At 72.4% G+C, this 21,806-nt stretch carries 16 protein-coding genes; 5 read left to right on the forward strand and 11 right to left on the reverse strand.

The genetic code is table 11. The features are described from left to right. Positions 1-111: 111 nt before the first annotated feature. On the forward strand, positions 112-366 hold the full coding sequence (locus ACQPY0_RS53900) for a hypothetical protein (protein WP_432980048.1): 255 nt from the start codon (positions 112-114) through the stop codon (positions 364-366). On the opposite strand, the gene ACQPY0_RS53905 is transcribed toward ACQPY0_RS53900, so the two are convergent. The 7 genes from ACQPY0_RS53905 to ACQPY0_RS53935 are packed head-to-tail and all read right to left on the reverse strand — an operon-like array spanning position 355 to position 8,977. Beyond that, positions 355-1,407, reverse strand: a complete 1,053-nt coding sequence (locus ACQPY0_RS53905; RefSeq protein WP_432980051.1) for a glycoside hydrolase family 26 protein — start codon at positions 1,405-1,407, stop codon at positions 355-357. The genes ACQPY0_RS53900 and ACQPY0_RS53905 overlap by 12 nt on opposite strands. A 35-nt stretch (positions 1,408-1,442) precedes the next feature. Continuing rightward, on the reverse strand, positions 1,443-2,189 hold the full coding sequence (locus ACQPY0_RS53910; protein ID WP_432980054.1) for a methyltransferase domain-containing protein: 747 nt from the start codon (positions 2,187-2,189) through the stop codon (positions 1,443-1,445). 15 nt (positions 2,190-2,204) lie between these two features. Further along, positions 2,205-3,680 carry a lipopolysaccharide biosynthesis protein gene (locus ACQPY0_RS53915; RefSeq protein WP_432980057.1) on the reverse strand — a complete coding sequence of 492 codons (1,476 nt, stop codon included), beginning with the start codon at positions 3,678-3,680 and terminating at the stop codon, positions 2,205-2,207. Continuing rightward, the gene (locus ACQPY0_RS53920; protein WP_432980060.1) at positions 3,677-4,549 is read right to left on the reverse strand and encodes a sulfotransferase domain-containing protein; all 873 of its coding nucleotides are present in this window, start codon (positions 4,547-4,549) and stop codon (positions 3,677-3,679) included. Before ACQPY0_RS53920 ends, ACQPY0_RS53915 begins: the two co-directional genes overlap by 4 nt. Before the next feature lie 2 nt (positions 4,550-4,551). Continuing rightward, the gene (locus ACQPY0_RS53925) at positions 4,552-5,760 is read right to left on the reverse strand and encodes a hypothetical protein (protein ID WP_432980063.1); all 1,209 of its coding nucleotides are present in this window, start codon (positions 5,758-5,760) and stop codon (positions 4,552-4,554) included. Next, positions 5,757-7,136: an O-antigen ligase family protein gene (locus ACQPY0_RS53930; RefSeq protein ID WP_432980066.1), complete on the reverse strand. Its 1,380-nt coding sequence runs from the start codon at positions 7,134-7,136 to the stop codon at positions 5,757-5,759. Before ACQPY0_RS53930 ends, ACQPY0_RS53925 begins: the two co-directional genes overlap by 4 nt. After that, complete coding sequence (locus ACQPY0_RS53935; protein ID WP_432980069.1) at positions 7,133-8,977, reverse strand: lipopolysaccharide biosynthesis protein; 1,845 nt, start codon at positions 8,975-8,977, stop codon at positions 7,133-7,135. Before ACQPY0_RS53935 ends, ACQPY0_RS53930 begins: the two co-directional genes overlap by 4 nt. 62 nt (positions 8,978-9,039) lie before the next feature. On the opposite strand from ACQPY0_RS53935, the gene ACQPY0_RS53940 reads away from it, so the two are divergent. After that, entirely contained in the window at positions 9,040-9,333 is a 294-nt protein-coding gene (locus tag ACQPY0_RS53940; protein ID WP_432980072.1) for a hypothetical protein, read from the forward strand. A 178-nt stretch (positions 9,334-9,511) separates the two neighbouring features. Here ACQPY0_RS53940 and ACQPY0_RS53945 read toward each other — a convergent pair whose 3' ends face one another. The 3 genes from ACQPY0_RS53945 to ppc all read right to left on the reverse strand — a co-directional run bounded on the left by ACQPY0_RS53945 (position 9,512) and on the right by ppc (position 15,466). Further along, positions 9,512-10,897 (reverse strand): IS1380 family transposase, encoded by a 1,386-nt coding sequence (locus ACQPY0_RS53945; protein WP_432972463.1) that lies wholly within the window; start codon positions 10,895-10,897, stop codon positions 9,512-9,514. A gap of 131 nt (positions 10,898-11,028) precedes the next feature. Continuing rightward, the gene (gene cysC, locus ACQPY0_RS53950; protein WP_432995814.1) at positions 11,029-12,588 is read right to left on the reverse strand and encodes an adenylyl-sulfate kinase; all 1,560 of its coding nucleotides are present in this window, start codon (positions 12,586-12,588) and stop codon (positions 11,029-11,031) included. A gap of 40 nt (positions 12,589-12,628) precedes the next feature. After that, positions 12,629-15,466, reverse strand: coding sequence for a phosphoenolpyruvate carboxylase (gene ppc, locus ACQPY0_RS53955; protein ID WP_432980075.1), 2,838 nt, complete (start codon positions 15,464-15,466; stop codon positions 12,629-12,631). Between the two features lie 264 nt (positions 15,467-15,730). On the opposite strand from ppc, the gene mfd reads away from it, so the two are divergent. From mfd to ACQPY0_RS53970, 3 genes are all read left to right on the forward strand, one after another. Beyond that, positions 15,731-19,327: a transcription-repair coupling factor gene (gene mfd, locus ACQPY0_RS53960; RefSeq protein WP_432980078.1), complete on the forward strand. Its 3,597-nt coding sequence runs from the start codon at positions 15,731-15,733 to the stop codon at positions 19,325-19,327. A 528-nt stretch (positions 19,328-19,855) separates the two neighbouring features. Next, complete coding sequence (locus ACQPY0_RS53965) at positions 19,856-20,119, forward strand: hypothetical protein (RefSeq protein ID WP_432980081.1); 264 nt, start codon at positions 19,856-19,858, stop codon at positions 20,117-20,119. Positions 20,120-20,124: 5 nt separating this feature from the next. Continuing rightward, the gene (locus tag ACQPY0_RS53970) at positions 20,125-21,075 is read left to right on the forward strand and encodes a MazG family protein (RefSeq protein WP_432980084.1); all 951 of its coding nucleotides are present in this window, start codon (positions 20,125-20,127) and stop codon (positions 21,073-21,075) included. Between the two features lie 70 nt (positions 21,076-21,145). Here ACQPY0_RS53970 and ACQPY0_RS53975 read toward each other — a convergent pair whose 3' ends face one another. After that, positions 21,146-21,793 (reverse strand): LysE family translocator, encoded by a 648-nt coding sequence (locus ACQPY0_RS53975; RefSeq protein WP_432980087.1) that lies wholly within the window; start codon positions 21,791-21,793, stop codon positions 21,146-21,148. Positions 21,794-21,806: the final 13 nt, after the last annotated feature.

The raw sequence follows: 21,806 nt of genomic DNA on the forward strand, positions 1-21,806 counted from the left end.
GATCGTCTCGCCGGGCTCGACTTGCCGCCCGGCAGCGACCACGACCGGGCATCTTCGGTGCCCTGGTCCAGCAGCAGGATCTGGCCGTCCTCGATCACGATCGCGGGCCTCGTGAACGGATCGCGCTACATGGACGGCGGGGTGCGCACCCGGACCAATGCCGACCTGGCCGCCGGCCACGGCCGGGTGGTGGTGATCGCGCCCCGGATGCCGCTCATGCAGCGCGACGCGCTCGACCCGGCGTTCACGCTCATCGAGCCCGACGACGCGGCCATGGAGGCGATCGGCGGCAACGTCTCCGACGCCGGCCGCTGGACCGACGTGCTGGCCGCGGCCGAGCGGCAGGGGCGTGAGCTATCCCTTTGAGCCCTTCGCCATGGGCTTGTAGTAGTCGTCCTGGGCCAGGGAGGTGCGGAAGGCGGCCAGCACCGCGGGGTCGTCGGAGACCATGAACTGGTTCGTCGGCCCCTTGTTGTCGGTGGGGTCGGACTCGAAGTACAGCACCGCGCGGATCTGCGGGTTGGCCTTGAACGTGCTCGAGGCGTCCCGCAGCCACGCGGCCCGCTGAGAGGTGCCCCAGCTGCGGGCGATGCCGAACTCGCCGACCATCACCGGCTTGCTCGGATGCTCGGCGCAGAACTCGAGGAACGGGCGCATGAGCGCGCCGATGGTGGCGTACTTCGTGCCGGCGTAGACGTCGACGCAGGTCCAGTCGACCTGGTCGTCACCGGGGTAGAAGTCGGCCGCGTAGCCGCCCTGGAAGCCCTCCGCGGTCGGGCACCACACCCACGAGGCGTTGGTCGCGCCCTCCTGGTTGAAGATGTCGCGCACGTGTTTCCACGCCGCGACGTAGTCCGCCCCCGACCACATCTGCGCCCGCAGGTTGGGCCGGTCCATCTCCCACCGGTAGCGCAGCAGCACCGGATGGCCGAACGCCTTGAGCTCCCGGGCCCGCTCGCGGATCAGCTCGTCGTAGCGGCCCATCGTGATCAGCCGCGTGTCGCCGCCGGCCCACGACAGCATCAGCGTGCTGCCGCGGGCCGTGAACTGGCGGTCGGAGTCGTTGAAGAAGTTCTCGTCGAAGCGGCGGTACGTGTTGACGATCGCCATCTTCCGCCCGACCTCCTTCTCCCAGACGGTCATCGCGCTGACCCGGCCCGACTCCGTGAGGCGCTCGGGGCGGACCCACGCGCCGAGGTACGACCCCTGCCGCGGCGGCGCCACCGGCCCGGCCTGGAACGGCCCGCCGGACGTCGCGATGGCCGGCGGGCCGGTGTCCACAGTGGACGACGGGGCCGTCGTGGGCGGGTGGTCCTTGCGGCCCTGGTTGAGCACTGTCAGGGTCACCGCCGCGGCGGCCGCCACCGTCGCGGCCACCACGGCGATCGTCAGCGCGATCCGTTTCACGGGCGGGCCCCTTCCGTCAGGCCTTCGCGGGCCGGCTACTTCGGAATTCGCCTTGCTACATAGAGAACGTCCGTGGCGACCCCGGAGAGACGGCGCGAGCGGGTGGCGAGGTCGTCGGCGCGGCGGGCCATCGGGCGCAGCCACTCGCGGCGGTACGCCCCGGCGGGAAACACCGCGAAGCCGCGCCGGTCGATGACCTCGAAGCCGTGCCGGGCCAGCAGCTGCTCGACCTCCCCGTGCTGCAGCTCGGCGAACCAGGCGTTGCCGCGGTGCTGGCGATGGCGCAGGTGACGCAGTGACGAGCGGTTGCCGTGGTTCTCCACGACCAGCAGCCCGGACTCGGCCTCCGGCAGGATCCGGGCGGCGAAGGCGATCGCGCGGTCCCGTACGTCCTTCGGGGCGTTGAGCAGCAGCCGGAACACGGTGACCAGTGCCGGGCCGTCCGTGGTGGCCGGCTCCGGCAGTGGCCCGTCCTCCGTCACCTGGTGCAGCTTCGCGTAGACGCCCGCCTCCCGGGCCTTGGCGAGCATCTGCTCCGAGGTGTCGTACCCGTGCGCGGCCCGCACGACGCCGTGCAGCAGCTTGATGGCCCGCCCGGTGCCGCAGGCGAAGTCGTGCTGGACCGGCCGCCGGGCGGTGAACTCGCGGCGCACGAGCCGGCGCAGGAAGGCCCGCTGCCGCCCGCTCACCGCCGTCGCGTAGGTCTCCGGCGCGTACACCACGCGCTCGTACTTCTCGACCGCCGCCTCCGACTGGAAGACCTCCGCGTAGTCCGTTCTCATCGTTCCCCCATGTACTCAGGCTCTTCCTTGAAACAGAACTGATTTCAACCGGACCGCCGCGCAGCAGTACGCGACGGCGCCCGCCCCGGTGGCGGCGAACTTCACGACCAGACCCGGGTGCAGCGCCCACAGCAGAAGCTGGGGCGCGGCGAAGAACCCGGCCGCCATGGCGCAGGCGAGCAGCGTCGCCCGGCCGAAGGGGTGCAGCCCCAGCCCGCGCACGACCTGCACGAGCGGGACGAGGTTGTTCACGAGCACCGCGGCCGCGAGGCCGACGGACGCGCCGAACGCGCCGCTGCGGGGGATGAGCAGCGCGTCGACGCCGAGCATCACGATCAGCGCCAGGCCGACGTTGGCCAGGTTCCACCAGGTGCGCCCGGCCATGGCCAGCACGACGTCGACCATGCCGCAGGCGGTCGCGACGAGCATCGCCGAGGCGAGCACGCGCACGACGCCGACCCCGTTCTCGTAGTGCTCGCCGAAGAGGCCCAGGTAGAACGGGGCGTAGGTGAACACGAGCAGGTACAGCGGCCAGCAGCACAGCACGACCCAGGCGGTGGACTGCCGGTAGAGCAGGTTCGCGCCGGCGGTGTCGCGGACCGCGAGGCGCTCGGCCAGCCGCGGCTGGACCGACTGGGACACGGCCTGGTTGACGAACTGGCCGAGGATGACGAACCGTCCCGCCACGGCGTACATGGCGGCCGGGGCGAGGCCGGCCAGGGCCGCTACCATCAGGACGTCCACGCGCTGCAGCGCCATCTGGGCGAAGCTCGCCACCGCCCTTGGCGCGGTGAAGTACCAGAACCGCTTCGGCGTGAAGTCCGTGGTGTCCGACGTTTCTGTATTTATCCGGCTCTTCAACCTGATGAGGGCGTATCCCGCCAGCAAGGCCGTCGGGACGTACGGCAGCGCCCACAGGGCGGCGAACAGCTGCTCGCCCCAGCCCGCGCCCCACACGAGCAGGAGCAGGACGAGCTGCGCGGCCGGTCGCGTCACGCGGTCCAGCAGCACGGTCGGCCGCATCGCGCGCAGCCCGCGCGTGGTCGACAGCAGCACGTCGGTGAACGCGGCCGCCGGCAGGAACAGCGCCAGCGCCCGGACGAGGTCGGGCCGGCCGGGCAGCAGGTCGGCGGCGAACCACAGCCCGGCCGCGATGAAGGCGGCGGCGACGGCGACCGGCACCATCGCCACCCGCAGGCACTCGCCGAAGCGGGACAGGTCGCCGACCGCGCGCATCCGGGCCGGCCAGTAGACCAGCGACGTCTGCACGCCGAGCTTGGCCACGGTGACGCCGAGGCCGAACGTCGCCGTGGCGGCGAAGAACGCGCCCGCCGCGTGCGGGTCGAGCGCCCGGGCCGCGAGCCAGGTGACGCCGACGCCGGCCAGGCCGGTGCAGACGGTGCCGGCGAGGTTGGCGATCCCGCCGCGGGCCGCGCCGCGCAGCATGCCGCCGGGCGACTCGATCGCGGGCCGCGCAAGCGTGCTCGTCATCGCCGCATCCAGGACGGGCGGTACCCGAGGAAGTCGGCGAGGCGCTCGTCGTACGGGGCGTAGTGCGCGGCCAGCTGCTGGGCGATCGAGTCGTCCAGCCGGTTGCGGGGTCGGGCGTTGTGCCGCTCGAACTTGGGGTACGTGTTCAGGTGCGGCAGCTCCAGGAAGTCCACGACGGCGTCGTAGACCGGCTCGGGCCGGGTGAAGAACTCGGTGCTGTCGACCACGTGCACGCGGTCCCGGCCGAGCAGGCGGGCCATCGGCTCGAGATACTCGATGTACTCGCCGCGGGCGCGGTAGGCGTGGTGCTGGTGGGCGAAGCTGTACGCGAACGGGTCGGCCAGCAGCAGCTCCCGCTGCCCGTCCAGCCGCTCCCGCTCCAGCTCCAGGGCGCGGGCGAAGTCCACCTCGGTCTCGAACCCGCGGGCGACCTCGTGCGCGTGCTGGGAGTAGGCGCGCTCGACCGGGTCGCGCACGAGCACGACCAGGCGGACGCCGGGCAGGTCGGCGGCGATCCGGGCCAGGGCGTGCGGATGGTACATGTAGTACGGGCTGGACTCGAACGTCTGCGCGGGCACCCCGAACTCGGCCCGCACCCGCTCGGCCCGCCGCTGCAGCGGGAAGTGCCCGCGATACCAGCGCAGCCCGTGGTGGTAGCCGACGTCGAAGTAGTGCACGCCCTTGTGCAGCACCGCCTTGATGACCGCGGGGTGCGCGGCCAGGGCCCGGTAGAGCGAGGTCGTGCCGCAGCGCTGCCCGCCGCAGATGAGGAACTGCGGCAGCATCCGCCGCCGGGCGGTGAGCTGACCGTAGTTGCGGGATCCGAAGTGGACGATGCGCTTCACCGTCTCGGGCACCTGCACGGGCATGGTTACAGCGCCTCCACTCGCGCGACGAGGACGGGCAGCAGCCAGCTGCCGAGCACGCCCAGCCGGGCGCCGGCCTCCGCCTGCCGGTCGGTGACGTACCGGGTGGCCAGGTCGATCAGGTACAGCAGCGTGGTCACCTCGACCGCCTGGCGGTGCACCACGCCGAAGGGCAGCAGCAGGTCCGGCGCCGCCGCGACGAGCTCGTTGACGGCCTGCCCGGCCGACGGGGAGCGCCCGATGCCGATCTGCAGCGCGTGGTGCAGGGCGTCGTAGCCGATCGGCACGCCGGGCGTGAACCGCTCCCAGTCCCAGACCAGCACCGCGTCGGCGACGCCGGCCATGTTCCACGGCGACCAGTCGCCGTGCCACGAGCCGAACGACAGGTCGACGTCACCGGCGGCGCGGGCGATGCGCTCGGCGGCCGTGCGCAGCGCGGACCCCTCGGCGTGGCCGGCCACGGCGTCCAGGCGCGCGCGCAGCCGCGTCCAGTAGCCGCTGCCGTCGAGGCGGCCGTGGCTCGTGCCGCAGCAGCGCGCCACCTCCAGCATCGCCGCGGCCAGGCGCGGCGCGGTCAGCACGGCCCGCGCCTGCCAGACCGGCAGCGCGGACTGGACCAGCACCTCGTGCTCGCCCCACTGCCCGGCGTGCAGCACGTCGGGCACCTTGACGGCCTTGAACCCGGCGGCGCCGACCGCGGCGAGCGCGTTGCCCTCGGCGCGCACCAGCTCGCGGGTCAGCGCCGAGGTGCCGAGCTTGGCGAAGGCGAGCGTGCGTCCGGTGGCGTCCAGCAGCTGTAGCACCGGCTTGCGGTTGGCCCGCGCGGGTCCGATGTGGACACTCAGGCGCAGCCCGGCGCCGAGGTGGCGGCCGAGGTACTGCTCGATGGTGTCCTCGGCCGGGTGCAGCCGCAGCCGGTCGCGCAGCAGCAGCCCGGACAGGCCGGTGTGCAGCGCGGCGACGACGGCGTCGCGCTTGAGCCGGGCCAGCCGCGACTGGGGCTCGGCGTAGCGGCGCACGGCCGCGGCGGCGACCCGGCGGTCGTCGGCCGGCACCAGCAGGCGCGGCTTGCGGGCGTTGGGGATGACGAGGTACTCCACCGGCCGCTCGCCGGTGCCTGGGTAGAGCAGGGCGAGGACTTCCTGGATGTACTGGGCGCGCAGTTGCTCGTCGTCGGCCCGCAGCGCGGCCGGCGCGGTCTTGATCGGGCTCATGCTTGACGTGCACCCCTCTGCTGGTTGCGCCACAGGACGGCATACGCCAGGAACGTCAGGGCCAGCGGGGTGACCAGGGCGTTGTACCAGAGCATCGCCGTGAGGCTGGACACGAGCGCGGCGGAGCCGGCGAGCCCGATCGCGGTCGAGTCGCGCCGGAAACGCCACAGCCCGGCCAGGAAGAAGCCGGCGTACGACGCGGTGCCGAGCAGGCCATGGGCGTACAGCAGCTGCCAGAGCTGGCCGTTGCCGCCGATGGTGAAGTTGCCGCACCGCTCGCAGCCGGCGCTCTCGCCGACCGCGATCGAGTTGCGCCCGCCGATGGTGGTGCGGGTGGAGCCGAAGCCGATGACCGGCGACTCCCACATGCCGTCCAGGGCCTTCTGGGTGGTGTACATGCGCACGCCGTTGGACTTGCCGTACTCCACGCGCGCGTTGACGACGTCGCCGAGCGGGGTCACCGCGAGCGCCACGGCGACCGCGACCCCCGCGACCGCGACGGCACCGAGCGCCGCGACGCGCCCCTTGAGCGCCAGGCGTACGGCGACGAAGACCGCCATCGCGCCGAGACCGATCCACAGGCCGCGGTTGAGCGAGTACACGATCGGCACGAGCGAGACGAGCAGCGTGACAACGGCGAAGATCCTGGTGCGCGGGCGGCGGGCGAGCGCGAGCCCGGCGACGGCGAGCCAGCCCGCCAGCAGGCAGACGTTGTTGCCCCAGGTGTTCGTGTACCCCCACGGCGCGCCCGGCCGCGGCGTCTGGCCGCCGAGCAGGTTCATGATCTGCGCGGCCGTGGGGTGCACCAGCGACTGCACGAACGCCTGGTGCCGGATGTGCCCCGGCAGCAGCAGCTCGAACGGCGCCGTGAACTCGAAACGCGGCGCGGCCATGCCGAGCAGCCCGCCGGCCACGGTGACCACGAAGAGCCAGGCCAGCAGCCGCACCAGCCGCTCCTGGGTGAGCACGCGGCGCTCGAGGTTGCCGGCGTAGACCAGCAGCACCGTGAGCGCGCCGTAGCCGCCGAGGCGGAAGGCGTACGACACCAGCCGGCTCTGCGCCGTGCCGGGCACGGTGCCGGCCGGGTCGGCGCCCAGCGTGAACACCCCGAACCCGACGGCGGCCAGGAACAGCAGCCAGAGCAGGAACGCGGGCGGCAGCTTGACCACGTGCCCGGCCGCGCGGTGGCGCACGAGGCTCCAGGCCATCGGCACGGCGGCGATGAAGAAGATCAGCACGCCGAGGCCGAGGGCCCACCACAGCGGGTACAGCAGCAGGATCCCGGTCACGGGCCACGCGCGCAGCCGGTGCGCCGGCTTGAACGGCCGGGCCGGCGGGGCGACCTCGGCGGAGGGGTGTCGCGTGAGGAGTGTCATCGGCGCTTGTCGGCGCCGTTCTCACTCGGGGTCTCGGTCGGGATGCGGGTGACCGAGATGGTGCGCGTCGCCCGCTTCGGCGGCGGGACCTTCTGGTTCGCCACGGACGCCGCGGGCGCCGGGGCCGGCGACGACGGCGCGGCCGGCGGCGACGTGCGGATCCGCTTGGCGACCACGGCCTCCTCGTCCTTGAGCTTGGCCGGCAGCTTCTCCAGCACCGCCGTCAGGTCCTCGGCGATGGCCGCGGTCGCCACGGCGGGCTCCTCGCGCTCCTCGCCGCCGCGCGGGGCGGCGAGCCGGGGCAGCACCACGGCGCCGAGCAGCGGGGTGCCGACCCGGCGCAGCTGGTCGGCGGCGTCGGCGATCTCGGTGTTGCGCGTGCGGCGCAGCTCGACCGCGACGATGGCGGCGTCGGCGAGCGCGGCGAGGCTCTGCGCGTCGGCGCTGGTGGCCGTGGACGGTGCCTCGACGACGACGTACGCGGCCCGCTCCCGCAGCGTGGCCAGCGTGTCCCGCAGGGCCTGGGATTGCAGCAGGCCGCCGGCGCTGGCCGTGCCGCCGGTGGTGACGACGCTGAGGTTCGGGTGGCGCGGGGCGCGCTGGGTGGCGCTGCTGAGCGAGAAGCGGCCGGCGAGCACGTCGGACAGGCCGGGGACCGCGCGGACGCCGAGCATCCGGCTCACCGACGCGGTCTCGACCAGGCTGTCGGGGAGGTGGGCGCAGACGAGTACCGTCTCGGCGCCGGTCCGGGCGAACGCGGCCGCCAGGTTGGCCGCCACGACCGTCGACGACGCACCGCGGCTCGCCCCCGCGACGACCACGACCTGCCCGGCGAGCGCGACCCGCGCGTCCCCGCCGACCGGCGCCGGGATGCTCGCGAGCACCTCGTTGCGCAGCCGGTTGAAGATCCGCCCGCCGGCGCCGAACGGCGCGAACACGTCGTCGAGCCGCGGCTTGACCCGCCCCGGGACGCTCGCGAGCACCCCCACGTCGACCCGGCGCGGCAGGTCCGAGGCGCGCCGCACCCGCTGGTCGAGCCGCTCGCGCAGCATGGCCGCGCCGACGCCGAGCAGCAGCCCGAGCATCGCGCCGCTGGCCAGGTTGAGCAGCCCGTTGGGCTTGACCGGCGAGCTGGGCAGGTCCGCGTCCCGCGTGATCTTGCCGGCGCTCACCGTCGTGGTGAGCAGCTGGTTGAGCTGGCCGGCGAGCGTGTTGATCTGCGACGTGGCGGTGCTGCGCTGGCTCTCCAGGTTGGGCCGGTTGGGGTCGTTCTGCTTGAGCGCCGCCAGCCTCTGGTTGATCTGCGTCAGCCCGGCGTTGAGCTGGTTGATCTTGTCGTTGAGGATCGCGATCCGCCCGGCGACGTCGGCCTTGGCGGACTCCTCACGGTAGCGCAGGTACGCCTCGGCGAAGGCGTGCGAGCCGGCCTGGGCCTGCTCCGCCGTGCCGGCCGAGAACGTGATGACGAGGAAGGTCGTGTTCGGCGGCACCTCCACCCGCACGTGGGCCGCGAGCGTGTCGGGCGGGGTGGTGGAGCGCATGAGCGCGGCCGCGTCGGTCGCGACGGTGGTGCTGGCGACGAGCTGCGCCTCGTTGTCGAGGTTGATGTCACCCTTGGTGCGCCCGCTGGTCGAGTTCGCGTCCTGCCCGTTGCCGATCGGCGAGACGAGCACCGACGTGGCCGACTCGAACACCTTGGTCTGCATCCGGGTGAACTGCACGGCGCCGGCCACCCCGGCCAGGAGGAGCACCAGCACCAGCCACCAATGGCGCCGGGCCATGCCGAGCAGATCGACACCAGGGGAGTCGGGTTCGGCGGAGTGCAGGCGATTGGCGTCCATTGAGCGGCGGCCCCTTCGGCGTCAGGTTCTCCAGGCTCTAACGCCCAGCGATACGTGACGTGATGGGCGGTATAGGAGGGTTCACCCACCCTTGCTACGGTTCCCGCACCCCGGCCCATCGATTCGGCCCCGCCTGCTACAACGCCGGACCCCCCGAATCGCAACGCGCCTGGTCGCGCGACGAGGACCTCACCGACGACCAGGCCACCCGCGACCTGCGCACGCTGCTCGACCGCGGCCTGCTGGAGCAGCGCGGCCAGACCCGCGGCCGCTACTACGTCGCCGCCGGCCCGGTCCTCGCGATCGCCGAGGGCCTCGGCCGGCCGGCGCCGCTGCGCGATCTCTACCGCGGCTAAGCCTCGATCCGTGGATCGGCGCTTGCGTGGGTGTTTGGATGAGATTGAATTGATCTTGTTGGGTTGAGGGTGTGGCTGTGCTGCTGGCCCTCGGTCCAGCGTGCTCGGTTTCCTGCCCGTCGGGTTGGTTGCGGGTGGGGTGTTGCGTGGTGGTGCGTGCGGCAGGGGGTGGTCTGTCTCAGGTGGCGAAGACGGCGTTCCAGAGGGTGAGCCAGGCTGCGGCGCGGGGCCAGTGTGCGGGTAGGTGCAGTGTGGGGCGGTGTTGGGGGCGGGCGAGCCGGGCTGGGATGGTGATCAGGTGGGTGCGTAGGGTGGCGCCTCGGGCTTTGGTGTAGCGGGTGGTGCCGGTGAGCGTGCTGGCGGCGCGGAGCAGGTTGTGGCAGATCGCGGCGAGGATGGTCCAGGCGGCGTTGGCGGGGAAGGAGCCGGAGGGTTGGTGGGCCCAGGGGCCGTCGATGAGGTCGGACCAGACGGTTTCGCAGATGGCGTGCTGGCGGTGGGTGAGGTCGGCGTCGGTGACCGGTGTGGTGGTGTTGGTGAAGAACGGGTGGTAGCGCCAGACCGGGAACAGCGGGTCCTGGGTGTTGGCGTCGAGCACGCGGCGCACGACGAGCCGGCCGGTGGTTTCGTGGCGGGTGCCGGTGAACGCGGTGTACGGGACTTCGGCGACCTGGGCGTCGGAGATCAGCTGCCCGGTGTCCGGGTCGATGACCGCGCCGGGGTAGCGCACGGGTGTGTACTGCTCATCGGGAATGGTGGCGATGGCGGCGTCAACGGCGGGGTTGCGGGTGATCGTGAACGAGAACTGTGCTCCCGCTTTGACGACCGCGGTGACGTTCTTGCCGGAGCAGTATGCGGAGTCGCCGCGGACCAGGATGTTCGCCGGGTCCGCGCCGGCTGATACGGCGGTGTTGAGGGCTTCGGTGACCATGCTCGCCGCGCCCCTGCCGGAGCCGGCGCGTCCGGCTCGTAGCCGGACCGCGGCCAGGACCGGCGCCGCGTTCGGGGTGCTGATGGTGACGGCGAGCGGGGACAGGCCCCGGCGCAGCACGGTTTTGCCCGCGATCTTCGTGTGGCCGAACGACGCACCGTGCTTGGCGTGGCCGTAGACCGGGCGCAGCAGCGAGTCGATGTCGATGAACACGCGTTCGTCGATGCCGGCCAGCAGCGGGGTGCGCGCGGCGAGGGCGAGCAGGTGCCGGCGCAGGACCGCTGACAGTTGCCGGGTGTGGCCGTGGGTGAACTCCCGCAGCAGAATCCCCAGCGTCGCAGCGGCGTAGACGCCGCTGAACAGCTTGCCCGTCCCACCGGCGCGGATGACGTCGAGGTCGTCGATGCTGTCCGCGCCGGCGGCCATCCCAGCGACGATCGAGGTCAGCTTCGGTGTCGCGTTGGCCGCCCCGGACTTGACCCGCTCGTCGACGAACCGCACGTGCTCGTCCAGCAGCTGTGACAGTCCCGTCTGCTCGGCCAGTTCCAGCAGCGGCACCAGGCCCGCGTGCGACACGAGGTTGCCCTCATCGAACACCGCGCTGTCACCGCGCCAGGCATGAGATGCTTGCACCGAGAGTGTCCTTCCACGCTGGTCCGGTCAGGGTCCTAGACAAACCCGATCATCCCAGCTGGCAGGGCACTCTCGTCACATCTCCACACCGGTTCTGGTCACGGCGGAGCAATCCGGTCCACGGATCGAGGCTAAGGGATCGGGCGGGGGTCGAGCCAGCCGTTGCTGCCCAGGTAGCGCAGGACCGTCGTGACCGCCTCGCCCTGGGAGAGGTTGGTCGTGTCGATGGTCAGCTCGGCGTCCTTGGGCTCCTCGTACGGGTCGTCGATGCCCGTCATGCCCTTGATCAGGCCCGCGCGGGCCTTCGCGTAGAGGCCCTTGCGGTCGCGGCGCTCGCACTCGGCCAGGGGCGTCGCCACGTGCACGAGGACGAAGCCGGCGCCCGCGTTGTGGGCGAACTGGCGCGCCGCGGCACGCGAGTCACGGTACGGCGCGATGGGGCAGCAGATGGCGACCCCGCCGTGGCGGCCCGCCTCCGCGGCCACCCAGGCGATCCGGCGGATGTTCGTGTCGCGGTCCTCGGCGGAGAAGCCCAGGCCGGCGGAGAGGTGCCGGCGCACGATGTCCCCGTCCAGCAGGGTGATGCTGCGCTCGCCGGTCTCCAGCAGGGCGTCGGCGAGGCCCGTGGCCATCGTGGACTTTCCGGAGCCCGAGAGGCCGGTGAAGAAGACGACCAGGCCGCGCTGGCGGCGCGGAGGCCGGGCGCGGGCCAGCTCGCGGGCGACCGCCGGCGGCGTGTGCCACTCCGGCAGGATCGAGCCGCGGTCGAGGTGGTCGTCGATCTCGGCGAAGGTGAGCGGCAGGCGGCGGTGGCGCGGCGGGATGTCGTCCAGGGAGCGCCACTGCCCGTCGCGGCCGTCGTAGGCCAGCTCGCGCGGGACCAGCACGCGCAGGCCGCCGCCGGAGAGCATCGACTCGCTCGAGGCCAGCAGGTGGGTCACACCGTAGGCGGCCGCGACCCGGGTGCGCAGCATCGCGTCGCGGATGTCGTCGCCCTCGTGCTTGGGCAGCGGCAGGGCGACGATCGTCGAGGCCGGCATGCGGTCGCGGGCGGCCAGGACGCAGCGGACCAGCGCCTCCGGGGCCAGGCCGTCCGGGCCGGGGCCGTCAACCGGGACGAGCACGACCAAATGGGCGGCGAGCGTCCGGGCCGCACGGGCGATCTGGGCCAGCTGCGGGCGGTGCAGGGGGCGGTCGGCGATGACGCCGAGGATGCGGCCCGGGGGCAGCGAGCCCTTGACTTCCGCGGGGGTACGCCGCATGCGCCGGAACGCCCCGTGCCCCCCGTCGCCGAGCCGGCGGACGCGGCCGGCGACGCCGAGGGTCGTCTTGCGGGCCGGATACAGCTCCTTCGCGTCGAGGGCCGCGACCGGGGCGCCCTCGAGATCGGCGAGGATGAGCACCCGCTTGAGCGGGTTGGTGACGTCGAAGTGCTCCGCGAGGGTGCGGGGCATCTCCAGCGTCACCGGGACTGGCCACTGGGTGCCGTCGGCCAGGCGGCCGGTGCGGCGCAGCGCGATGAGATCGGCCGATCCCAGGAAGCCGGTCAGGGGCGCATACGCCCCCGACAACAGCAGCTCCAGGTCCGCGAGCTCGGAGGGTTTCGGCGTGTAGGTCGGGGCGTCCCGCAACACATCATCCGGCAGTGCCCAATCCTCGGGGCCCGATCCATCGACTACCCAGCCGTTCACAGACACGCCCGCAAGCCTGCCACAGTGACCGCTCGTTCACTCATCCGGTGTTGCGCATGCCCGCCGCGATGCCGTTGATGGTGGTCAGCAGCGCGCGCTCCAGAGCCGGGTCCGGCGAGGAGCGGCGGCCGCCGAGCCAGGCTCCGCTGTCGGCCGACTTGCTGTCGCGGTACTGCCCCAGCAGCGTCACCTGCAGATGGTGCAGCGGCTGCAGGTAGCTGTCGCGGACGCCCAGGGTGCGCTGGAGCACCGGCTGGCGATCCAGCAGCCGCGTCTCGCCGGTGATGGCGAGCACCTCGCGGACCGTCTGCTCGTACTCGGCGCTGATCACCTCGAAGATCGGGCGCAGCTGCGCGGGAACGAGTGTCTCGACGTATCGGGAAGCGATCTGCAGATCCGTCTTGACCAGCATCATCTCGACGTTGGACAGGAACGTGGCGAAGAAGTGCCACTGCTCGTGCATCTCGCGCAGCACGTCGCCGAGGCCGGCTTCGCGGGCCGCCTTGAGGCCGCTGCCGACGCCGAACCAGCCCGGCACGATCTGGCGCGACTGCGTCCAGCCGAACACCCACGGGATGGCGCGCAGGCCGGACAGGCCCGCGTCGGCGTTCGGGCGCTTGGCCGGCCGGGAGCCGATGTTGAGCGCGCCGAGCAGCTCGGTCGGGGTGGCCGCCCAGAAGTACGCCGGCAGGTCCGGGTTCTCCACCAGCGCCCGGTAGTCGGCGAAGGCGGCCGAGGACACGGTCTCCATGGCGGCGTCCCAGCGGGCCAGGGACTCCGCGGGCTGGCGGGGCTCGGTGTGCAGCAGGGCGCTCTGCAGCACCGCGGCCAGCGTCAGCTCCAGGTTTTCCCGGGCCAGGGCGGGCAGCGTGTACTTGTCCGAGATGACCTCGCCCTGCTCGGTCACCTTGATCGCGCCGTCCAGCGTGCCCCACGGCTGGGCCAGGATCGCCTCGTGGGTCGGGCCGCCGCCGCGCCCGACGGTGCCGCCGCGGCCGTGGAACAGGCGCAGGCGTACGCCATGGCGGGCGGCCACGTCGCGCAGCTGGCGCTGGGCCTTGTGGATCATCCACTGCGAGGTCGTGATGCCGGCGTCCTTGTTCGAGTCGGAGTAGCCGAGCATGACCTCCTGGACGTCGCCGCGGGCGCGGACGATCGCGCGGTACACCGGAATGGACAGCAGCTCGTCCAGCAGCTCGCCGGCCATCTCCAGCTCCCGGGCCTGCTCCAGCAGGGGCGCGAAGCCGATCCGCGCACGGGCCGACTCGATCGACGCGCCGCCGAAGCCGGCGCCCGCGCTCACCTCGACCAGGCCCCACTCGCGGGCCAGGACGACGGCGGCGAGGACGTCGTCGATGCCCTGGGTCATCGAGATGATGTACGTCTCGATGACCTCCGGCCCGAAGCGCTCCTGCACCTCGCGGATCGCCGCGAACACGTCGAAGGTCTTGCGGGCGCTGTCGGAGAGGCCGGTGTCGCGGGTGGCCAGCGGGCGGCGGCCGTTGAGCTCGTCGATGAGCAGCTGCCGGCGCGCGTCGCGGTCCAGGGACATGTAGTCGACCTCGCCGACGCGGCGGTACAGCTGCGCGAGGACCTCGTGGTGGGCGTCAGCGTGCTCGCGCACGTCGAGGGTCGCCAGCTGCAGGCCGAACGCCGACAGCGTGCGGATCGCGGAGGCGAGCTTGCCGGTGGCGGCGAGCTGGCCGCCGTTGCGGGCCAGCGACGCGCGCATCAGCTCCAGGTCGGCGATGAGCTCGCCGGTGCCGAGGTAGTCGCGGCCGGGCTTGTGCGGGGTGCCGGTGGCCAGCCGCGCGCGGGTGTGGCCGAGCTTGAGGCGGATGCAGCGCAGCTTGAGCCGGTAGGACTCCTCCATGTTGACCCGGCGGTAGCGGGCCGGCAGCTCCGGCAGGTTGTCCAGGTCGGCGGCGAGGCTCGCGGAGAGGTCCAGCGAGACGCCGCGCAGGCGCTTGGAGACCGAGACCTCGTCGATGAGGGCGTCGATCACGCCCTCGGCCGAGCGGATGCCGTACTCATGCTGGATGAGCAGCACGTCGCGGGTCACCGCGGGCGTGACGAACGGGTTGCCGTCGCGGTCGCCGCCGATCCACGAGCCGAAGGTCAGCGGGCGGGCGGTCGGCGGCAGCTGTACGCCGAGATCGCGCAGCGTCTCGTAGAGGTCGTCGAGCACCTGCGGCGCCGCGCCCTCGGCCAGGTCGGCGAGGTAGTAGACGGCGTTGCGGGCCTCGTCGCTGGGCTCCGGGCGCTCCAGGCGCAGCTCGTCGGTCTGCCAGAGCAGGTCGAGCAGCTCGGCCAGGCGCCGGTCGGTGCGCGCGGTGCGGCTCCTGTCCGGCTCGGCGGAGCCGTCCAGCGCGGTGGCCACGGCCTCGGCGTCGAGCTCGTCACCGACGGCGCGCAGCTTGGTGAGGATCGAACGGCGGGCCGCCTCGGTCGGGTGCGCGGTGAAGACCGGCCGCACGGCGAGCTTCGAGGCGATCGAGCCGATCTCGCGCACGCCGACCCCGCGGTCGGCGATCAGCTTGGCGGCGCGCTCCAGCCAGCCGCCCTCGCGCACGCGGATGCGGCGCAGCTCGCGGGCGCGGTGGACCTGCTCGGTGATGTTGGCGAGGTGGAAGTACGTCGAGAAGGCCCGCGCCAGCTGCGTCCCCGTCACCACGTCGAGCCCGTGCAGCCGCTCGGCGGCCGCCTCCGGGTCGGTGCGGACCAGCGCCCGGACCTCCTCGACGAGGTCCAGCAGCTGCTGGCCGTCCTGGCGGACGAGGCTCTGGCCGAGCAGCGAGCCCAGCCGGCGAACGTCGGCGCGCAGCGCGGCATCGGCGGCGTCGGCAGCGCCCGACGCCTCGGGGGCTTCAGTAGACATTTGTCCCCTCCAAGTTGTGGCTCGGCTCGGCTGGGGGACGGCGCTGTCCGTTTTCTATCCCTTAGTGCTCCCCGGCATCGTATCGGCTCCCGCGACACGGCGTGGCGCTGCGGTGAGTCACGTCTCAAGATCTCACCCGGCGTTCACCATCGCTCGCCCCGGAACTTTCTGTCGTACCCGCCAGATAGTCTGGTGGAGCATCGACCACCCCCGCCCAGCCTGGGCGCAGGGGCCTTTTGCCGTGCAGATTGGGCGCTAATCACCATGAAGCTCGCCGGAATCACCGCCGCCGCACTCGCCGATCCCGCACTCGCCCGCGCGCGCGACCTCGCCGCCGCCGGCCAGACCGACCAGGTCGACCTGACCGGGCCGCCGGCCGTGCGCGCCGTCGTCGCCGCCGCGATCGCCGGGCAGCGGCCGCTGCTGGCCGTCACCGCCACCGGGCGCGAGGCCGAGGACCTGGCCGCGGCGCTGAGCTGCCTGCTGGAGCCGGACTCCGTGGCGGTGTATCCGTCGTGGGAGACGCTGCCCCACGAGCGGCTCTCCCCCCGCTCCGACACCGTCGGGCGACGCCTGGCGGTGTTGCGACGGCTGGCCCACCCGACGGCGGAGGCGCCCCGGCCCCGGGTCGTGGTCGCCCCGGTCCGCTCGGTGCTGCAGCCGCAGCTCAAGGGCCTGGGCGACCTGGAGCCGATCGAGCTGCGCCCGGGCTCCACGGCCGACCTCGACGCGCTCACGGTGCGGCTGGCCGAGCTGGCCTACGGGCGGGTCGACCTGGTCACCAAGCGCGGCGAGTTCGCGGTTCGCGGCGGCATCCTCGACGTGTTCCCGCCGACCGAGGAGCACCCGCTGCGCGTCGAGTTCTGGGGCGACGAGGTCGAGGAGATCCGCTCGTTCGCCGTGGCCGACCAGCGCACGATCTCCAAGGCCGACCGGCTGTGGGCGCCGCCGTGCCGGGAGCTACTGCTCACCGACGAGGTCAAGGCCCGGGCCGCGGCGCTGTCCACCGACCACCCGCAGCTGGCCGAGATGCTCGACAAGCTGGCCGGCGGCATCCCGGTCGAGGGCATGGAGTCGCTGGCCCCGGCGCTGCTGGGCGGCACCGACTCGCTGGAGCTGGTGCTGCACTGCATGCCGGAGGGCACCCACGTGCTGCTGTGCGACCCGGAGCGCATCCGCACCCGGGCCCACGACCTGGTCCGCACCAGCGAGGAGTTCCTGGAGGCGAGCTGGGCCGCGGCGGCGGTCGGCGGCAAGGCCCCGATCGACCTCGGCGCGGCGGCCTTCCGCCACCTGGGCGACGTCCGCGCGGCGGCTGCCTCGCTGGGGCAGCCGTGGTGGTCGCTGAGCCCGTTCGCGGCCGCTGAAAGTGTTTCGGTTTCGGACGAGCCCTGGCGCCTCGGCGAGGATGAGCCGGTCACACCGGTCACGGACGATGCGGTGTCGATCACGATCGCCGCGCAGGCCGTCCCGCTGTATCACGGCGAGACCGCCCGAGTCGTCGACGACCTCAAGCGGCTGACCGGCGACGGCTGGCGGGTGGCGCTGGTCTTCGAGGGCACCGGCCCGGCTCAGCGCGCGGCCGAGGTGCTGCGCGGCTCCGACCTCGGGGTGACGCTGGCCGACTCGGTGGAGACGGCCCCTGCGGCCGGCCTCATCACGGTCACCACGGGCTCGCTGGAGCTGGGCTTCCTCGACGAGGACGCCCGGCTCGCGGTGATCACCGGCGCCGACATCTCCGGCGGCCGGGGCGCGTCCACCAAGGACATGCGCAAGATGCCCAGCCGCCGGCGCAACCAGATCGACCCGCTGGAGCTGCGCACCGGGGACTTCGTGGTGCACGAGCAGCACGGCATCGGGCGATACGTCGAGATGGTGCAGCGGACGGTCAACGGCGCCGACCGCGAATACCTCGTGATCGAATACGCGCCGTCCAAGCGCGGCCAGCCCGGCGACCGGCTCTTCGTGCCCACCGACCAGCTCGACCAGCTCTCCCGCTACGTCGGCGGCGAGGCCCCGGCGCTGCACAAGATGGGCGGGTCGGAGTGGCAGAAGGCCAAGTCGCGGGCGCGCAAGGCGGTTCGGGAGATCGCCGCGCAGCTCATCCAGCTCTATGCCGTACGGCAGAATTCCCAGGGGCACGCCTTCGGCCCTGACACGCCGTGGCAGCGGGAGCTGGAGGACGCGTTCCCCTATCACGAGACCCCGGACCAGCTCGCCGCCATCGAGGAGGTCAAGGCCGACATGGAGAAGGCGGTCCCGATGGACCGGCTGATCTGCGGCGACGTCGGCTATGGCAAGACCGAGATCGCGGTGCGGGCGGCGTTCAAGGCGGTGCAGGACGGCAAGCAGGTCGCCGTGCTCGTGCCGACCACGCTGCTGGCCCAGCAGCACTTCAACACGTTCTCCGAGCGGGTCGCCCAGTTCCCGGTCGAGGTGCGGCAGCTCTCGCGGTTCCAGACGCCGACCGAGACGAAGCTGACCATGGAGAAGGTCACCGAAGGCACCGTCGACATCGTCATCGGCACGCACCGGCTGCTGCAGACCGCGACCCGGTTCAAGCAGCTGGGCCTGGTGATCGTCGACGAGGAGCAGCGCTTCGGCGTGGAGCACAAGGAGTTCCTCAAGCAGTTGCGGGCCTCGGTCGACGTGCTGACCATGTCGGCGACCCCGATCCCCCGCACCCTGGAGATGGCGATCACCGGCATCCGGGAGATGTCGACGATCGCCACGCCGCCGGAGGAGCGCCACCCGGTGCTCACCTTCGTCGGCGCCCAGGACGACAAGCAGGTCGCCGCGTCCATCCACCGCGAGCTGCTGCGCGACGGCCAGGTCTTCTACCTGCACAACCGGGTCGAGTCGATCGAGCGGGCCGCCCGCCGGCTGCGGGAGCTGGTGCCCGAGGCGCGGGTGGCGGTCGCCCACGGGCAGATGACCGAGGAGGCCCTCGAGAAGATCATGGTGGGGTTCTGGGAGAAGGAGTATGACGTCCTGGTCTGCACCACGATCGTGGAGAGCGGCATCGACATCCCCAACGCCAACACCCTGATCGTCGAGCGCGCCGACCTGCTGGGCCTGGCCCAGCTGCACCAGATCCGCGGCCGGGTCGGCCGGGGCCGGGAGCGGGCGTATGCGTATTTCCTCTACCCGCCGGACAAGCCGCTGACCGAGCACGCGCACGAGCGGCTGGCGACGATCGCGCAGCACACGGAGCTGGGCGCGGGCATGTATGTCGCGATGAAGGACCTGGAGATCCGCGGCGCCGGCAACCTGCTCGGCGGCGAGCAGTCCGGGCACATCGAGGGCGTCGGCTTCGACCTCTATGTGCGGATGGTCGGCGAGGCCGTCGCGCAGTTCAAGGGCGAGCGGCCCGAGGAGGAGGAGCCGGACGTCAAGATCGACCTGCCGGTCGACGCGCACCTGCCGCTGGAATACATCGGGGCCGAGCGGCTGCGGCTGGAGATCTACCGCAAGATCGCCGGGGCCAAGGACGACGCGGCGCTGGACGAGATCGTGGCGGAGATGAAGGACCGCTACGGCGAGCCCCCGCTGCCCGTGGCCAACCTGGTGTCGGTCGCGCGGTTCCGGTTCCTGGCCCGCTCCTACGGGCTGACGGACGTCTCGCTGCAGGGCAAGCACGTGCGGTTCGGGCCGCTGGCGCTGCCGGACTCCAAGCAGATGCGGCTCAAGCGGCTCTACCCGGAGGCGGTCTACAAGGCGGCAGCCGACACGGTCTCGCTGCCCCGCCCGTCGACGCGGCGGGTCGGCGGCGAGCCGATGCGCGACACCCAGCTGCTGGGCTGGGCAGCGGAGCTGCTCAAGACCGTCCTGGGCGACCCGGTCCCCGTCCCCGCGCCCTAGCGCGCCGGCGCCGCCACCCCGACGCGAGAAGACGTCGCACTATGCATGGTTCGCCACCTCGCGTTCGTGTTCGTCGCCTCACGGTGGTCACCGCGCTCGCCGGCGCCGCCGGGTCCGCCCTCGCCGGCTGCCGCTCGCAGCCCGACCTCGCCGTATGTCCCCGCGACCGGACGATCCCGGCGGCCGAGGCCGACCAGATCGTCCACGACGTCAGCACCGAGGCCGCGCTCCGGATCGACACCTGGATTAGGCCCGCACCGACGACCCGACCCGGTCGCCACCGGCGGTCATCCGGACGACCGGCACCGAGGTCGTTTCGCTGATGGTCCTCGGCGGTGGCTGTCGCATCACCGATGGCCGAACGAGCCGCGGATCGCCTGGCGTTCCCAGCGGCCGAGGGACGCGATGGTTTGGTGTCGGTCCAGATCAACATCCGCAGCCAGCCCTCGGCCTGATCCACAGCAACGCGCTCGCGGCCTCGACACCCGCCCGGCGCCGGATGCTGCCCTCGGACCCTTACGTAACGCTGTGGGTGGACTATCTCACCGGCCTGTCGTCGGTCAGGCCCGCCCGCTCACCGAAGAGGAGGCCGACCGGCTCTACGCCGGGGCGGTCCACAGCTTCCGGGTCAACCTGAGCCTCGGCACGCTCTTCGACGCCCGGCGCCGCCTGGCGGCGCGGGTGTCGGTCGACCCGCGATACGGGCCGGTGGTGCTCCCTGCAGTGCTCGGCGGGCGGCCCGTTGACGTAGGGTTCCCCAACGAGGGTGGCGTCACGGTGGAGGAGGACTGACGGCGGTGTCGGGCAGCGTGGTCCTGCTGGTGACATCCCCGCGCCTGCCGGCCGGGGTACTGACGGCGCAGGCGTGGGACCTGGTGCGCGCGCATCCCGTCCTGACCGCCGCGGAGTCCGAGCAGACCGCCGCCCTACGATCCGCGGGCGCCGCGGTCACCGTCGTCGACCCGGCTGTCGATGTCTTGCTGGCCGCCCTGGCGTCGCACAGCACGATCGTGTGGCTGGCCGGCCCCGACGGCGACGAGCAGCTCGCCCGCGAGCTGGGCCTGCGCCTGGCCCGCGAGCCCGGCCTGGCGGAGCTGGAGCTGCTCTACGGCTCCTGGGACCCGCCGGGTGCCCGCCTGCTCGACGTCGTGACGGTGATGGACCGCCTGATGCACCCGGACGCGGGCGACCCGTGGAAGCGGGCCCAGACCCACGAGAGCCTGGCACCGTTCCTGCTCGAGGAGGCGTTTGAGCTCTACGACGCCATCCGCGACGACGACGCCGAGGCGGTCCGCGAGGAGCTCGGCGACGTCCTGCTCCAGGTGATCCTGCACGCCCGCCTGGCCGAGGAGACGTCGGGCTTCACCGCCGACGACGTGGCCGGCGACCTGGTCGAGAAGCTGATCCGCCGCAACCCGCACGTCTTCGCCGACACCGAGGTCGGCGGCATCGACGAGATCATCGCCAACTGGGAGCAGATCAAAAAGGCCGAGAAGTCCCGCGCCTCCGCCGTCGACGGCGTCGCCCTGTCCCAGCCGGCCCTTTCCCTGACGGCAAAACTCCTGCAGCGAGTCGAACGCGCCGGCCTCGACGTGCCCCTCCCCGCCCCCGAGTCCCTCGGCGGCCGCCTGTTCGCGGCGGTGGCCCAGGCCCGCACCGACGGCGAGGACGCTGAGGCCGCCCTGCGCGACGCGGCCCTGCACTACATGGAGACGGTCCGCTCCATCGAGACCCGCCGACCCCGGTAACGGGTTGATGACTGTGGTGTAACCGGAACGGCTGGACCTTGGATTGAGGTACGGCCAGCGGCAGACGGGTTCAGTCCTTACGTCCGGTGACGGCCACAGTGATGCCGAGCCCGATCAGAGTGAGCCCACCGACCCCGCCGACCAAGGACAGCCGTCGCGGTGAGCGGGCGAACCAGTCCCGTGCGGCGGACGCGACCAGCCCCCACATGCTGTCGGAGACGACAGCGATGACGTTGAAGACCAGACCGAGCACCAACATTTGCACCGCGACATGCCCCTGACCGCGGTCGACGAACTGCGGAAGCACGGCCGCGAAGAACACGATGGTCTTGGGGTTCGACACACCGACGGTGAACCCCTCCCAGAAGGTGCGCAGGCCACTGCGCGCCGCCTCGGCGTCGGTGAAGGAGGCACGCATCGAATCACGCTCCCGCCACGCCTTGACCCCGAGATACACCAGGTAGGCGGCGCCGGCCAACTTGAGTGCCGTGAAGATGACGACCGAGCGTTCCACCACGGACCCGATCCCCAAGGCCACCGCCCCGACGAGCATGCATGCACCGAGCGTGTTCCCTATCACCGTGGTCAGTGCGGCACGGCGCCCGTGCGCCAGCGCCCGTCCGATCACGAACAGCACGCTGGGTCCAGGGATCAAGATCAGCAGGAATGACACGGCCGCGAAAGCGAGCAGGCGGTCGGTAGACACCATGAAGATCATGTAACCACGGGAC

It is taken from the genome of Dactylosporangium sp. CA-233914 (genome assembly GCF_050942935.1).
GTDB lineage: Bacteria > Actinomycetota > Actinomycetes > Mycobacteriales > Micromonosporaceae > Dactylosporangium.

What these genes read in the sequence shown, in the direction of transcription:
- ACQPY0_RS53910 (WP_432980054.1), bottom strand. Translation starts at nt 2,189, where the DNA reads ATGAGAACGGACTACGCGGAGGTCTTCCAGTCGGAGGCGGCGGTCGAG.
- ACQPY0_RS53915 (WP_432980057.1), bottom strand. Translation starts at nt 3,680, where the DNA reads ATGACGAGCACGCTTGCGCGGCCCGCGATCGAGTCGCCCGGCGGCATG.
- ACQPY0_RS53920 (WP_432980060.1), bottom strand. Translation starts at nt 4,549, where the DNA reads ATGCCCGTGCAGGTGCCCGAGACGGTGAAGCGCATCGTCCACTTCGGA.
- ACQPY0_RS53925 (WP_432980063.1), bottom strand. Translation starts at nt 5,760, where the DNA reads ATGAGCCCGATCAAGACCGCGCCGGCCGCGCTGCGGGCCGACGACGAG.
- ACQPY0_RS53930 (WP_432980066.1), bottom strand. Translation starts at nt 7,136, where the DNA reads ATGACACTCCTCACGCGACACCCCTCCGCCGAGGTCGCCCCGCCGGCC.
- ACQPY0_RS53935 (WP_432980069.1), bottom strand. Translation starts at nt 8,977, where the DNA reads ATGGACGCCAATCGCCTGCACTCCGCCGAACCCGACTCCCCTGGTGTC.
- ACQPY0_RS53940 (WP_432980072.1), top strand. Translation starts at nt 9,040, where the DNA reads ATGGGCGGTATAGGAGGGTTCACCCACCCTTGCTACGGTTCCCGCACC.
- ppc (WP_432980075.1), bottom strand. Translation starts at nt 15,466, where the DNA reads ATGTCTACTGAAGCCCCCGAGGCGTCGGGCGCTGCCGACGCCGCCGAT.
- mfd (WP_432980078.1), top strand. Translation starts at nt 15,731, where the DNA reads ATGAAGCTCGCCGGAATCACCGCCGCCGCACTCGCCGATCCCGCACTC.
- ACQPY0_RS53975 (WP_432980087.1), bottom strand. Translation starts at nt 21,793, where the DNA reads ATGATCTTCATGGTGTCTACCGACCGCCTGCTCGCTTTCGCGGCCGTG.